The sequence below is a fragment of the Actinomadura sp. WMMA1423 genome (assembly GCF_006547145.1).
GTDB lineage: Bacteria > Actinomycetota > Actinomycetes > Streptosporangiales > Streptosporangiaceae > Spirillospora.
The window spans coordinates 2,514,762-2,527,237 of the sequence record NZ_CP041244.1; the positions used below are offsets into that span (position 1 = coordinate 2,514,762).

The 12,476-nt window shown below is 73.7% G+C and carries 15 protein-coding genes; 9 read left to right on the forward strand and 6 right to left on the reverse strand.

The window, feature by feature from the left end; genetic code table 11:
* The first annotated feature begins 27 nt into the window (after positions 1-27).
* The 3 genes from FKD65_RS11630 (at position 28) to FKD65_RS11640 (ending at position 2,208) form a co-directional block, all read left to right on the forward strand.
* Positions 28-720, forward strand: coding sequence for an endonuclease V (locus FKD65_RS11630; RefSeq protein WP_141577461.1), 693 nt, complete (start codon positions 28-30; stop codon positions 718-720).
* A gap of 86 nt (positions 721-806) precedes the next feature.
* Positions 807-1,376, forward strand: coding sequence for a TetR/AcrR family transcriptional regulator (locus FKD65_RS11635; protein ID WP_205718632.1), 570 nt, complete (start codon positions 807-809; stop codon positions 1,374-1,376).
* 70 nt (positions 1,377-1,446) lie between these two features.
* Positions 1,447-2,208: a glucose 1-dehydrogenase gene (locus FKD65_RS11640; RefSeq protein WP_141577462.1), complete on the forward strand. Its 762-nt coding sequence runs from the start codon at positions 1,447-1,449 to the stop codon at positions 2,206-2,208.
* A gap of 51 nt (positions 2,209-2,259) precedes the next feature.
* Here FKD65_RS11640 and FKD65_RS11645 read toward each other — a convergent pair whose 3' ends face one another.
* Entirely contained in the window at positions 2,260-3,636 is a 1,377-nt protein-coding gene (locus FKD65_RS11645; RefSeq protein WP_141577463.1) for an amidase, read from the reverse strand.
* Between the two features lie 72 nt (positions 3,637-3,708).
* Between FKD65_RS11645 and FKD65_RS11650 the strand changes: the two genes are divergently transcribed.
* The 3 genes from FKD65_RS11650 (at position 3,709) to FKD65_RS11660 (ending at position 5,911) form a co-directional block, all read left to right on the forward strand.
* Positions 3,709-4,269 carry a TetR/AcrR family transcriptional regulator gene (locus FKD65_RS11650; protein ID WP_141577464.1) on the forward strand — a complete coding sequence of 187 codons (561 nt, stop codon included), beginning with the start codon at positions 3,709-3,711 and terminating at the stop codon, positions 4,267-4,269.
* Positions 4,270-4,811: 542 nt separating this feature from the next.
* Positions 4,812-5,318 carry an SH3 domain-containing protein gene (locus FKD65_RS11655; RefSeq protein WP_141577465.1) on the forward strand — a complete coding sequence of 169 codons (507 nt, stop codon included), beginning with the start codon at positions 4,812-4,814 and terminating at the stop codon, positions 5,316-5,318.
* 71 nt (positions 5,319-5,389) lie between these two features.
* On the forward strand, positions 5,390-5,911 hold the full coding sequence (locus FKD65_RS11660) for a DinB family protein (RefSeq protein WP_141577466.1): 522 nt from the start codon (positions 5,390-5,392) through the stop codon (positions 5,909-5,911).
* Here FKD65_RS11660 and FKD65_RS46225 read toward each other — a convergent pair.
* From FKD65_RS46225 to FKD65_RS11670, 3 genes are all read right to left on the reverse strand, one after another.
* Positions 5,908-6,039, reverse strand: a complete 132-nt coding sequence (locus FKD65_RS46225) for a hypothetical protein (RefSeq protein ID WP_302931596.1) — start codon at positions 6,037-6,039, stop codon at positions 5,908-5,910. The genes FKD65_RS11660 and FKD65_RS46225 overlap by 4 nt on opposite strands.
* Positions 6,040-6,114: 75 nt before the next feature.
* Positions 6,115-7,458 (reverse strand): HAMP domain-containing sensor histidine kinase, encoded by a 1,344-nt coding sequence (locus FKD65_RS11665; RefSeq protein WP_141577467.1) that lies wholly within the window; start codon positions 7,456-7,458, stop codon positions 6,115-6,117.
* Positions 7,455-8,135, reverse strand: a complete 681-nt coding sequence (locus FKD65_RS11670; RefSeq protein WP_205718633.1) for a response regulator transcription factor — start codon at positions 8,133-8,135, stop codon at positions 7,455-7,457. The genes FKD65_RS11665 and FKD65_RS11670 overlap by 4 nt, the downstream gene beginning before the upstream one ends.
* A gap of 27 nt (positions 8,136-8,162) precedes the next feature.
* Here FKD65_RS11670 and FKD65_RS11675 point away from each other — a divergent pair, with 27 nt between their 5' ends.
* Both FKD65_RS11675 and FKD65_RS11680 read left to right on the forward strand, forming a co-directional pair.
* The gene (locus FKD65_RS11675; RefSeq protein ID WP_205718634.1) at positions 8,163-8,687 is read left to right on the forward strand and encodes a hypothetical protein; all 525 of its coding nucleotides are present in this window, start codon (positions 8,163-8,165) and stop codon (positions 8,685-8,687) included.
* Between the two features lie 121 nt (positions 8,688-8,808).
* The gene (locus FKD65_RS11680; protein WP_141577469.1) at positions 8,809-10,140 is read left to right on the forward strand and encodes an MFS transporter; all 1,332 of its coding nucleotides are present in this window, start codon (positions 8,809-8,811) and stop codon (positions 10,138-10,140) included.
* Here the strand turns inward: FKD65_RS11680 and FKD65_RS11685 are convergent.
* The gene (locus tag FKD65_RS11685; RefSeq protein WP_141577470.1) at positions 10,124-10,756 is read right to left on the reverse strand and encodes a PaaI family thioesterase; all 633 of its coding nucleotides are present in this window, start codon (positions 10,754-10,756) and stop codon (positions 10,124-10,126) included. The two genes, FKD65_RS11680 and FKD65_RS11685, sit on opposite strands and share 17 nt — an antisense overlap.
* Before the next feature lie 216 nt (positions 10,757-10,972).
* Here FKD65_RS11685 and FKD65_RS11690 point away from each other — a divergent pair, with 216 nt between their 5' ends.
* Positions 10,973-11,593: a DUF4870 domain-containing protein gene (locus tag FKD65_RS11690; protein WP_141577471.1), complete on the forward strand. Its 621-nt coding sequence runs from the start codon at positions 10,973-10,975 to the stop codon at positions 11,591-11,593.
* A gap of 1 nt (position 11,594) precedes the next feature.
* Here FKD65_RS11690 and FKD65_RS11695 read toward each other — a convergent pair whose 3' ends face one another.
* The gene (locus tag FKD65_RS11695) at positions 11,595-12,419 is read right to left on the reverse strand and encodes a TIGR03619 family F420-dependent LLM class oxidoreductase (RefSeq protein WP_141577472.1); all 825 of its coding nucleotides are present in this window, start codon (positions 12,417-12,419) and stop codon (positions 11,595-11,597) included.
* Positions 12,420-12,476: the final 57 nt, after the last annotated feature.

Here is a 12,476-nt window from a genome sequence, read left to right on the forward strand (position 1 = left end):
TCCCGGCCGGGCGGTAACGTCCCGGGCATGGAGGTACGCGATCTGCATCCCTGGCCGTCCACACCGGAGGAGGCCGAGGCGATCCAGGACCGGCTGCGCCCGATGCTCGAACTGGACGTCCCGGGGCCGGACGCGCCGCGCACGGTCGCGGGCCTGGACGTCTCCTACGCGGGAGGCGGCGGAGCCGGCGACCGACTGGCCGCCGCCGCGGTCGTCCTGGACGCGGCGACGCTGGAGGTCGTGGAGGAGTCGGTCGCCGTGGGGACGGCCGCGTTCCCCTACGTCCCGGGCCTGTTCGCGTTCCGGGAGCTGCCCACCCTGCTGGACGCCCTCCGCCGCCTGGAGACCACGCCTGACCTGCTCGTCTGCGACGGTTTCGGGATCGCGCACCCGCGCCGCTTCGGGCTGGCGTGCCATCTCGGCGTGCTGACCGGCTTGCCGTCCGTCGGCGTCGGCAAGACCGCGTTCGTCGGCGCGTACGAGCAGCCGGGGCCGCGGCGCGGCGACGCGAGCCCGCTGCTGGACGGCGGCGAGACCGTGGGCCGGGTCCTGCGGACCCGGGAGGGCGTGAAGCCGGTGTTCGTCTCCGTCGGGCACCGCACCGGCCTCGACGCCGCGTGCCGCGCCGTGCTCGCGTTGACGCCCGAGTACCGGCTGCCGGAGACGACGCGCAGGGCCGACCGGCTGTCGCGGGACGCACTCGCCGCGCGCTGCGGGTAGCGCGTTCCCCCTGGAAGATGGCAGGCTCGTCCAAAGACGCAGGCCGGGGGCCACATCAGGCCACCCGCGACCGCTGGACGGTGCCCATGGAGACCCGGCCGATGCGGGCCGACGCCCGCCGCAACTACGAACGCCTCATCACGACCGCCCGCACCGCCTTCACCGAGCACGGCACGAGCGCGTCCCTCGACGACATCGCCAAGCGGGCCGGCGTCGGCTCTGGAACGCTCTACCGCCACTTCCCCACCCGGGACGCGCTGCTGCACGCCGTCCTGCGCGAGCGGATCGACGGCCTGCTCGGGCACGCCGAGGCGCTGCTCGCCGAACCGGACGCCGAGGCCGCGCTCGGCCGCTGGCTGCGCGTCTACCTGGCAGGCGCGTCGTCCCCGCGCGGCACCTGCACCGTGATCATCGAGGCCATGGGGCCGGAGTGGGCGGACACCGGGCTCGGCGCCGCGGCCTCCGCGATCCGCTCCGCGCTCGGCCTGCTGCTGGAGCGGGCGCAGCTGGCCGGGGCGGTCCACGCCGGGATCGACCCGGGCGACCTGCTGCGGCTCGCGAACGCGATCGGGGTCGCGTCCGAGCGTACGCCCGACCCGGACGCCTACGCCGACCGGATGCTGACGCTGCTGTTCGGGGGGCTGCGCGCGGGCTAGGGGGCGCCTTGTTCGGTTGACCAAGCGTTCGCTAGGTTGGCCGGGTGGCAACGGGCGACGAGGAGCGTTGATGGGGCAGCTTGACGGCAAGGTGGCGCTGATCACCGGTGGCGCGCGCGGCATGGGCAAGGCGCACGTCCGCCGGTTCCTGGACGAGGGCGCGAAGGTGGTGTTCGGCGACGTCCTGGAGGACGAGGGAGCCAAGCTGGCCGCCGACCTCGGGGACGACGTCCGCTTCGTCCGGATGGACGTGTCCAAGGAAGAGGACTGGCAGCGGGCCGTCCAGACGGCGACCGAGACGTTCGGGGCACTGAACGTCCTGGTCAACAATGCCGGCATCCTCCGGCACAAGACCATCGAGAACATGGCGGTCGAGGAGTTCCGCCAGATCCTCGAGGTGAACCTGGTCGGCCAGTGGCTCGGGGTGAAGACGGTGACCGCCCCGATGCGCGCGGCGGGCGGCGGCTCGATCGTCAACGTCTCCTCGACCGAGGGGTTCATCGGCGCGGCCGGCCTCGCCGCCTACAGCGCCAGCAAGTTCGGCGTCCGGGGGCTGACCAAGTCGGCCGCCCGCGAGCTCGGCCAGTACGGCATCCGCGTGAACTCCATCCACCCCGGCGGCGTGCTGACGCCCCTGACCATGCAGGACGACATCGTCTCGGCCACGGCGGCCAGCGCCGACGCGTTCATGAAGGCGCTGCCGCTCGGGCGCATGGGCAAGTCCCAGGAGATCACCGGCCTGGTGGTCTTCCTCGCCTCGGACGACTCGACCTACTGCACCGGCAGCGAGGTCCTCGTCGACGGCGGCATGCTCACGGGCGCCGGCTACTGAACGCGAGGAGCCGCCGGCGCGGACTCCCGCACCGGCGGCCCGCCGCTCGGCCTAGGGCCGCCGCCCGGCCCAGCCCTCGACCGACTCCAGCTGCGCGGCGAGCGAGATGAGCGTCGCCTCGTCGGAGTCGTGCCCGAGCAGCTGGGCGCCGATGGGCAGCCCGTTCCCGGTGAACCCCGCCGGGACGTTCACGCCGGGCCAGCCCAGGACGTTCCACGTCCACGCGTACGGGCACGCGGCCGCGACGCCCGACTGCGTCCTGTGGTAGCCGGCCCCGTCGAAGGCCCCGACGCGCAGCGGCGGCTGCGCGGTCGTGGGCGTCATCACCACGTCCGCGACCTGGAAGATGCGCCCGACCCTCCTCCTCAGGTACGGGTCCAGCCGCTTCGCCAGGGGCAGCAGCCGCCGGCCGAGGACCCGTCCCACCCGCGCCTCGGCCTCCGTCCGGGGGTCGGGCCGCGGGTTCGGCAGGGACTCCAGCCAGTCGGCGACGCCCGCCGTCCCGCGCGGGACGAGGCCGAGCGCCACCGGCCCGTAGTCGGGGTCGGCGGGGAACACCTTGTGCCCGAGGGCGGTCAGCCTCCGCGCGAGCCGTTCCACCGCCGCCCTGATCTGCGGGTCGAGCCGCCCGCTGACCCCCGGGGCCGTCCGGTAGGAGACGGCGATCCGCAACCTGCCCGGCTCCCGCTTCGCGGCCTCGGCGAACGGGGTGATGGGCGGGTCGAGCTGGTAGACGTCCTCGGGGTGGCTGCCGGTCAGCACGTCGAGCAGCAGTGCGGCGTCCCCCACGGTCCGCGCCAGCGGGCCCCACACGGTGATCCCGTTGAACGGGTCCGTCTGCGGATAGGCGGAGACCCGCCCGCGCTGGGGCTTGATGCCGACCAGGCCCGTCCACGCCGCCGGGATGCGGACCGACCCGGCCCCGTCGGAGCCGACCGCCGCCGCGACCATGCCCGCCGCCACGGCCGCCGCCGACCCGCCCGACGACCCGCCGGGCGAGTAGTCGGGGTTCCACGGATTCCTGGCGATCCCGTACTCGCGCGACTCGCTGAACGGCCACAGCCCGAGCTCGCACGTGGTCGTCTTCCCCACGACGATCGCCCCGGCCGCCCGCAGCTTGCGCACGACCTCCCCGTCCCGCGCCGCCGGCACGTGGTCCCCCGCCACCGCGAAGGGCGTGGTCTCCCCCGCCAGGTCGGTGTCGTCCTTGATGGCGACGGGCACCCCGAGCAGCGGCAGCCGCTCCCCCTCCGCCAGCCGCTTGTCGGCCTCCAGCGCCTCCTGCGCGGCCGCCTCGGCCCGCACCACCCGGAACGCCCCGAGCGCCTCCTGCCGGCCGATGGCCTCCAGGCTCTCCTCCACCAGGTCGCTCGAGGAGACCTCTCCCCTCGCGAGCGCCTCCGCCTGCCCGGCGAGTCCCGCTTCCAATGCCGCCTCCCGCTATCGTTCGTTCGAACGAACGATACTGAAGGCACCGGTTCTAGGGAAGACTGGGCACCGATGAGCGCTCGCGACCAGATCCTCCACGCCACCCTCCGCCTGATCGGCGAGCAGGGCATCGGCGCCGTGACCAACCGGGCCGTCGCGCGCGCGGCCGGCGTCTCCCTGGGCTCCCTGACCTACCACTTCCCCAGCCAGGAGGACCTCCTCCGCGAGGCGCTGCACACCTTCGTGGAGCAGGAGATCGCCCGCATCACCGCCTACGTCCAGGCCCTCGCCGAGTCCGGCATCGCCCCCGTCGAGGCCGCCGACGAGGTCGAGAAGGCCGTCATCGGCGTCGCCCACGACCCCGAGCAGCTCGCGAACCTCGAACTCCACCTGCACGCCGCCCGCAACCCGGCCCTCCGCGAGACCTCCACGCGCTCGGTCGAGGCCTACGACCGCCTGGCCGCCGCCATCCTGACCAGCCTCGGCATCCCGGACGCCGAACGGCACGCCCCCGCGACCGTCGCGATGCTCTACGGCCTCGCCGTCCGCCGCCTCGCCACCGGCGACACCACCGCCACCGGCACGGCCGACGCCTTCCGCCTGCTCCTGCTGGGCGCTCTCCCACGCCCCTAGAAAAGACTTCTGGCCCGCACGGCCCCAGAGCGGGGTAAAGGGGGCCGTGCGGGCCAGAAACCTGTCTCAATCAGGAACCTCAGTCGGAACCTCAGCCGACGATCGCTCTGCTCTCCGCCTGTGCACCTCCGCCGTGTCTCCGATCTGACACCGCCAACGCTAGGCCCGCCCACCCCCCAACAGAACGCCTTTAAGCCTCACTTAGGGAAGCGCTGAGCCACGCTTATTCGGGGGTGGTGGATCTCGTTCTGGGGGTGGGACGCCGAGGGGGGCTCGGGGGTGGAAAGGGGCAGGTGATCCTGGGGGTGGCCCTCCGGGGGCCTCCGGCGGCCTATCCGTGGTTCGGGTCTTGGTGACTGCTAGGCGGGATCACTTCTTCGGGGCGCGGTGGGGTCGTGGTCCCGGGTGAGGCGGGGGTGTTCAGGGGGGCGGAATTTGGGCGTCCAGGCGTCACAAAGAACTGTCCTGCGACTCTCTGCTCATTTCTTATGACCCTCGGTAACCTTCTGGTGTCAGTCCGCCGCCTCAATCGGGAGGTTCAGATGCACATAAGGACGAAGCTCGGCGTGGTCCTGGCCGCCGCGGCGCTCAGCGGAAGCGCCATCGGCGCCGGCGCGGAGGCAGGCTCGGTCGCCTCGGCCGCGCCTCCGCCGGCGCCGGGCCATGCCGGGCCGGCCGCGGCCAAGCCCGCTCCTCCACCGGACGAGGAGGGCCACGGGCCGGGCGCCATCGAGGTCGGGCCGGCGGGTGCCGCCAAGGCGATGCACCGGCTGCTCGTCCGGAACAAGCACCGCGTCCACTGGTGTAGCGGCGTGGTCCTGCCGGCGGATGGGCTCAACGTCCGCACGGGGCCGGGCACCGGCTACCCGGTGGTCGGCGTCTTGGCGAAGGACTCCAAGATCTGGACGGACTGGGACAGCATCCAGCGCCGGAACGGGTACCTCTGGGTGAGGCTGAACAGCCCCAACCGCTGGATCGCCGACTACAAGCTCGGCGCCGACACCGGAGCCGTCGTCGGCAAGTGGTACGTCAAGTACTCCAACTGCTGACCGCGCTCCCCGGCCGGGCCGGCGTCCTGCGGGCGCCGGCCCGGTCCTGGTCGCGCTGGTAGCGTCCCCGCATGGAAGTAGTGCCGTACACCGGTGGTGAGAAGGAAAGTCTGAAGGCCGCCCTCGACCGGCACCGCGACGTGGTCCTGTGGAAGCTGGACGGCCTCGACGAGGAGCAGGCGCGGCGCCCCATGACCCCGTCCGGGACGAGCCTGCTCGGGCTGACCAAGCACCTGGCCGCCGTCGAGTACGACTGGTTCTGCGGGACGTTCGGGCGCGAGACCGAGCCGCTCCCGTTCAGTGACGACGACCCGGAGGCCGATCTCAGGGTCGAGTCCGGCGAGACCATCGAGGGCATCGCCGCGTTCTACGGACGGGCGCGGGCCGCGGCCGACGAGGTCATCGCGGAACTGGGCCTCGAGGACCGGGGCACCGCGTGGCACGGCGCCGCGGTCACCCTGCGCTGGGTGCTGATCCACATGGTCGAGGAGACCGCACGGCACGTCGGCCACATGGACATCCTCCGCGAGCTGCTCGACGGCGCGACCGGCGACCACCCCCGCGAGGAGGGCCAGCCCGGGGCCGGCGTCTAGTACGAGGACGGCACGGTGGGCACGTTGTCGCCGGCGACCAGGCCGGCGGCGGCGATGAGGACGGCGACCACGAGGCCGACGACGCCGATCAGCGCGGCGGCGACGTACTGGGAGCGGGAGCGTCTCATAGCCGTCAGGCTAGGCGCGCTCCGCGCCGCCTCGACCGCGGTTAAGACGGTCTTAAGGCGGTGCTATGCCTGGCGCTAGGTGCGGGAGTGGCGCCGGCGGACGAGGCGGCGGGAGCGGCGGGCCGGTGGCAGCCACCTCGTCCGGAACCACATCTGCACCTGGGCGCCGCCGAGGACGCTGCGGTGGATGCGCAGGTAGCCGCCGGTCGACTCGGCGGCGCGGCGGGCGATGTCCAGGCCGAGGCCGGTGGAGCCGCCGCCGCTGCTGCCGCGCTTCAGCGCGGCGTCCGGGTCGGCGATGCCGGGGCCGCCGTCGGCGACGAGGATGCCGGTGACGCCCTGCCCCTGGTGGAGGGTGACGACGAAGCCGGTGCCCTCGGCGGTGTACCGGAAGACGTTGCCGAGCAGCGCGTCCACGGCGGCCGCGAGCTCGGTGCCGGGGATCGGCAGCGGCGCGGGGCCCTCGGCGCCGATCAGCTCGCAGGAGCGCCCCTCGTCCTCGGCCAGGACGGACCAGAACGCGACCCGGTCGCGCAGCACCTTGGAGGCGTCGCAGCTGCCCCGGCCGGTGGGCCGCCGGACGGTGCGGATGATCTGGTCGACCTCGCGCTCGATCCGGTCGACGGCCTCCCGGGTCTGCTCGGCGACGTGGCCGTCCCCGAGCGCCTCGACGTTGAGGCGCAGCGCGGCGAGCGGGGTGCGGAGGCGGTGCGACAGGTCGGCCGCCATCTCCCGCTCGGCCGACAGCAGCTGGACGACGTGGTCGGCCATCGCGTTGAACGCCAGGCCCGCCTCGACCAGCTCGGGCGGCCCGTCCGGCTCGATCCGCACCGACAGCTCCCCGTCGCCGAACGCGCCCGCGGCCTCGGCCAGCCGCCGGGTGGAGCGGATCATGCGGGCGCCCAGCCGGTCGGCGACGGCGACGGACCCGGCGACGAGCGCGGCGGCGACCGTCGTCATGACGAGCCACGCCTTCCACACGCCGCGCGAGAGGTCCTCGTCGGGCAGGAACACCTCGACGACGGCGGTGCGGCCCGCGTCCAGCGACACCGGCTGGAGCAGCGCGTACCCGCCCTCGACGCGCGCGGTGTAGGACCGGCCGCGCCGCCCGGCCTCGGTGAGCTGGTCGGGCCGGGCGGCGTCCTCGCCCCGCGGGTTCTTCGGGACGAGCCCGCCGTCCGGCATGTGCACGGTCATCCGCCCGGCGGCCCCGGCCTGGGTGCTGGCGACGGCGCGTTCGAGGGCCGCCGGGTCCTCGGTGACGACCAAGACTGGGCCGAGCGCGCTGGCCTGCCGCTCGGCGGTCGTCAGCGCGCGGTCGCGGGCGATCTCCCGGACGGTGAGGGCCAGCGGGATGAGGAACGCCAGAGCGACCATCGAGGTGACCGCCAGCGACACCAGGACGAGCGTCCGCCTCATGCGCCCGGGTCCGCCAGCCGTACCCCGACACCGCGGACCGTGTGCAGGTAGCGGGGGGCGGCGGCGGTCTCGCCCAGCTTGCGGCGCAGCCAGGACAGGTGGACGTCGATGGTCTGGTCGTCGCCGTAGGCCTGCCGCCACACCTCGGCGAGCAGCTCGCGCCGCGCGACGACCCGGCCGGGCCGGGCGGCGAGGTAGGCCAGCAGGTCGAACTCGCGGCGGGTCAGCTCCAGCGGCTTGCCGTCCAGCAGCGCCTCCCGGCGGTCGAGGTCGATGTGCAGGCCGCCCACGCTGAGCTCCGCGGCGGGCCCGGAGCGCGCCGACCTGCGCAGCACCGCGGCGAGCCGGGCACTGAGGTGCTCGATGGAGAACGGCTTGATGAGGTAGTCGTCGGCGCCGGCGTTCAGCAACCGGACGATCTCGGGCTCGTCGTCGCGCGCGGTCGCGATGATGACCGGCACGTCGGAGATGCCGCGCAGCATCTTCAGCACCTCGGCTCCGTCGAGGTCCGGGAGCCCGAGGTCGAGCACGACCACGTCGGGCGGGGACTGGGTGACCTCGCGCAGGGCGTCCATCGCGGTCCCGACGCTGCGCACGACATGGGACCGGACGCTCAGCTCCCTGATCAAGGCGGTCCGGACATTCGCGTCATCCTCGACCACCAACACACTTGCCATGGCGGAACCGTATGCCACCATGTGCCCATGCGTCGCGCGATGTCGTATGTTGCCCCGTGGGTCGGGGTGACCGCGCTCGCGGTGGCGTTCTCGTGGCTCGGAGTGCGCGACGTCGTGCGCAGCGCGGTGTCGGAGCGGTCGGCTCCGCCGCCGATCGCCGGGCCGGTGATCCATTCCAGCCCGTCCACGCCGCCCGGGCCGACGGCCACCCGGTCGCCCACCGCGCCGCCGAGCGCACCGACGGGCCAGGACAGGGGGCCCAAGCCGTCCAAGGCCGCCGCCAAGCCCCCGCCCAGCAAACCGGAACCCACCCCTTCGCACAGGCCGACCGACCGCGTGCGCAGCTACGCCACCCGCGGCGGGAGCGCCGCGATGTCGATCGAGAAGAACCGGGTGCGCCTGGTCTCGGCGACGCCCAACCCGGGCTACGAGACGCGCGTGACCCAGACCGACGGCTGGCTGCGGGTCGACTTCCTGTCCGACGAGCACACCTCGTCGGTCATCGCGTCCTGGTACCAGCACGCCCCGACGGTGAAGGTCTACGAATACTGAGCGGGAGACCACCCGATCGTCGGACGTTTCGCGCGGCGACGGTTTCGGCGGCGAAGCCAACGGGAAACAGTGGGGCAAATCGCTGGGACCGGCGGGGGCGGTCGGAAAGGTCAACGGCTCCATGGTTCTGGATCCCGGAGAGGCCGGGCGCGCCGGCGCCTCGGACGTGCGGGAGCGCCGCGCGCAGGTCCGCAAGGCCGCCGCCGCGAGCGTGATCGGCACCTCCATCGAGTGGTACGACTTCTTCCTCTACAACACCGCCGCGGCGATCGTCTTCAAGGACGTCTTCTTCCCCGAGTCGAGCGACTACGCGGGCACCCTGTCGGCGTTCGCGACGTACGCGGTCGGCTTCGCCGCCCGTCCGGTGGGCGCGGCGATCTTCGGGCACTGGGGCGACCGGCTCGGCCGGAAGGCGACGCTGATCGTCACGCTGGTGCTGATGGGCGTGTCGAGCGCGCTGATCGGCGTGCTGCCCGGCACCGAGACGATCGGCTGGGCCGCGCCCGCGCTGCTGGTGTTCCTGCGGATCCTGCAGGGCGTCGCGGTCGGCGGCGAGTGGAGCGGCTCGGTGCTGCTGTCGATGGAGTGGGGCGACCAGCGGCGGCGCGGGCTGATGGCGAGCCTGCCGCAGCTCGGCGTGCCGATCGGGCTCATCCTCGGGACCGGCATGATGACCGCCATCGCGCTGTCGGCGGACGAGGCCTTCAGGAACTGGGCGTGGCGCGTCCCGTTCCTGTTCAGCCTCGTCCTGGTCGGGATCGGGCTGTGGGTGCGGGTCCGGGTGATGGAGACGCCGCTGTTCGCCGAGGTCGTCAAGCGCGACGAGGTCGCCCGGGTACCGGTCGTCGAGGTCGTCAAGCGGCACCCCAGGGAGATCATCCTGAGCGCGCTGCTGCGCTGCTCGGAGCAGATGCCGTTCTACCTGTTCACCTCGTTCGCGCTCACCTACGTGCACAAGCACCTCGGGATGGCGCAGGGGCTCGCGCTGAGCGCGGTGACGGTCGCCGCCGCGCTGGAGCTGTTCACGATCCCGGCGGCCGGGCACCTCGGCGACCGCATCGGCCCGCGGCGGGTGTACGCGGCCGGCTCGATCTGCGTGGCGCTCTTCGCGTTCCCGTACTTCGCGCTGCTCAACACCGAGATCGCGGCGCTGGTGATCGTCGCGGTGGTGGTGGCGCAGATCCCGCACGCCGTCCAGTACGGTCCGCAGGCGTCGCTGATCGCCTCGACGTTCCCCACGCGGCTGCGGTACGGCGGGGCGGGCATCGGCTACCAGCTCGCGTCGGTGTTCGCGGGCGGCCCCGCGCCGCTGCTCGCGACGTGGCTGCTGCACGACTACGGCTGGCAGGCGATCTCGATCAGCATGATCGTGGCCTCGGCGCTGACCCTCGCCGCGCTCGCCCTGCTGCCCGCGCCGGTCCCGGACCGCGTGAGGGTCAGTAGCCCGACGTGACGAACCGCTGCGGCATGACGAACATCGCGGTCGCCTCGACCGTGACGCGGCCGTCCGGCGCGCTGATCGTCCCGGACGCGTAGACCTTGCGCCCCTCCACCCGGCTCGCCTTCGCCTCCACCTGGAGCGGGACGCCGAGCGGGGTGGGGCGCCGGTAGCGCGTCTCGAGGGTCGCGGTCATGCCGGGCGTGCCGCTGGCGGCGGCCGCCATGCCGAGCGCCTGGTCGAGCACCATCGCGGAGACGCCGCCGTGCACGTAGGACGGCGGCCCCTCGTAGACGGCGCCGAGCGTGAAGGTGCCGCGGACGATGCCGCCCGAGGCGACCTCAAGGGCGACCGGCGGCGCGAGGGGGTTGAGCGGCCCGGCGACGGGGTTGGCGATCTGGCGGTCCATGCGGCGCTCGCCGGGCGTGACGAACGGCGGCGCGTCGCGGCGCTCGGCGGTGAGCCGGGCGGTCAGCGCCGCGATCTCCTCCGCCACCGCGGCGGCCTCGGCGGCCCCGGCGGCGGTGAGGACGGTGGCCTCGGCGAGCTCGCGCACGCGCGCGGCCAGACCCGTCAGCGCCGCGGCCTCGTCCTCCCCCAGCACGGGCCGGTCCATCGGGATCGCGCTCAACTCAGCCTCCTCGCGGGGCTCGCCCCCATCGCCCCATTGGCCGAACGAAATTCTAAAATACGCGCGCGACCGCTCCGGCCCCAGGTCCCGCTCAGCGGACGCCCGCGCCGCCGCCGGACTCGGCCCCGCCCGGACGGACAGCGCCGGTGCGCCCGGCTCCTATAGATTCCTGCGTATCCCCGAAGGGACACTCGAAGAGGACATGAGGACGCCCCCGTGACGGATCAGCCCCCGCCACCGCCTTCCGACCAGCCGGCCGACCAGCCGCCTTCCGACCAGCCGCCGCCTTCCGACCAGTCTCCGTTCGACCGGTCGCCCTCCGGCCAGCCGCCCGGTCAGCAGCCGCCGCCGTATCCCGGCGCCTACGGCCAGCCGCCCGGCGCGCCCCAGGGCCAACCGCCCGGCCAGCACCCCGCCGGCCAGTACGACCCGCGCTACGGGTACGGGCCTCCCGGGGTCCCGTTCGCCCCGCAGCAGAACCCGGGCGAGGAGACGACCTGGGCGATCTTCGCCTACGTCGGGAACCTGCTGATCGGCTTCCTGCCGCCGCTGGTCATCTACCTGGTGAAGAAGAACACCTCGCCGTTCACCCGCTTCCACGCGGCGCAGTCGCTGAACTACCAGCTCACGCTGTTGATCCACCTCGTGGCCGTCGCGGCGCTGTGCGTCCCGCCCGCCATCGCCCTGGAGCAGCCGGCGTTCCTGATCCCGCTCATCCTCCCCTACCTGGAGCTGATCGTCGCGGGCTGGACGTTCCTCATCCTCGGCGCGGTGAAGGCCGGCAAGGGCCAGTACTACCGGTTCCCGACCTTCTTCTGCTTCCGCATGATCCGGTAGCTCACAGGTGGGCGCGGGCGTACTCGTCCAAAACCGGCAGGACCTCGTCACGGCCGCCCCCGGGCACGCGCAGCACGACCTCCTCGATCCCGAGCGAGGCGTAGTGGTCGAGTTTCCCGGGGGTGGGCCGCGTCCCGAACGGGACCACCGGCACGGGGTCCCTGCCCGCGTCCTCGCAGGCGCGGCGCAGGGCGGGCAGTGCCTCGCGGACGCCCGCGCCGCCGATCGGCATCCACCCGTCCCCGTACTCGGCGATGTGCGCGAACAGGGTGGGGCCGGGGGCCCCGCCGAGCAGCACGGGGACGCGGCGGGACGGCTTGGGCCACGCGCGGCTCGCCGCGAAGCGCACGAACTCGCCCTCGAACGCCGCCTCCTCGTCGGTCCAGAGGGCCCGCATCGCGAGGACGTGCTCGCGCACCACCGCCCGCCGCCGCTTCCACGGGACGCCGTGGTCCGCGCCCTCCTCGGCGTTCCATCCGTAGCCGACGCCGAGCGCGACCCGTCCGGGGGCCAGCCGTTCGAGGGTGGCGACGGCCTTGGCGGTGACGATCGGTTCGCGCTGGGCGGCCAGCAGGACGCCGGTGCCGAGGACGATCCGCTCGGTCGCCACGGCGGCCGCGGCGAGCGACACCAGCGGGTCGAGCGTGCGGGAGTACTCCTCGGGCAGGGTCGCGGCGCCCGTCGGCGGCGGGGTGTCGCGGGAGACCGGGATGTGGGTGTGCTCGGGAAGGAAGAGCGAGGAGAAGCCGCGCGCCTCGGCCTCACGGGCCAGCTCGTGCGGCGCCATCGTCAGGTCGGTCGCGAACATCGTGATGCCGAGGCGCATGCCAGGTCCCTTCCGAGGTTCCCCGCACCCTACCGACCGCACCGGGCGCCGCCCGGC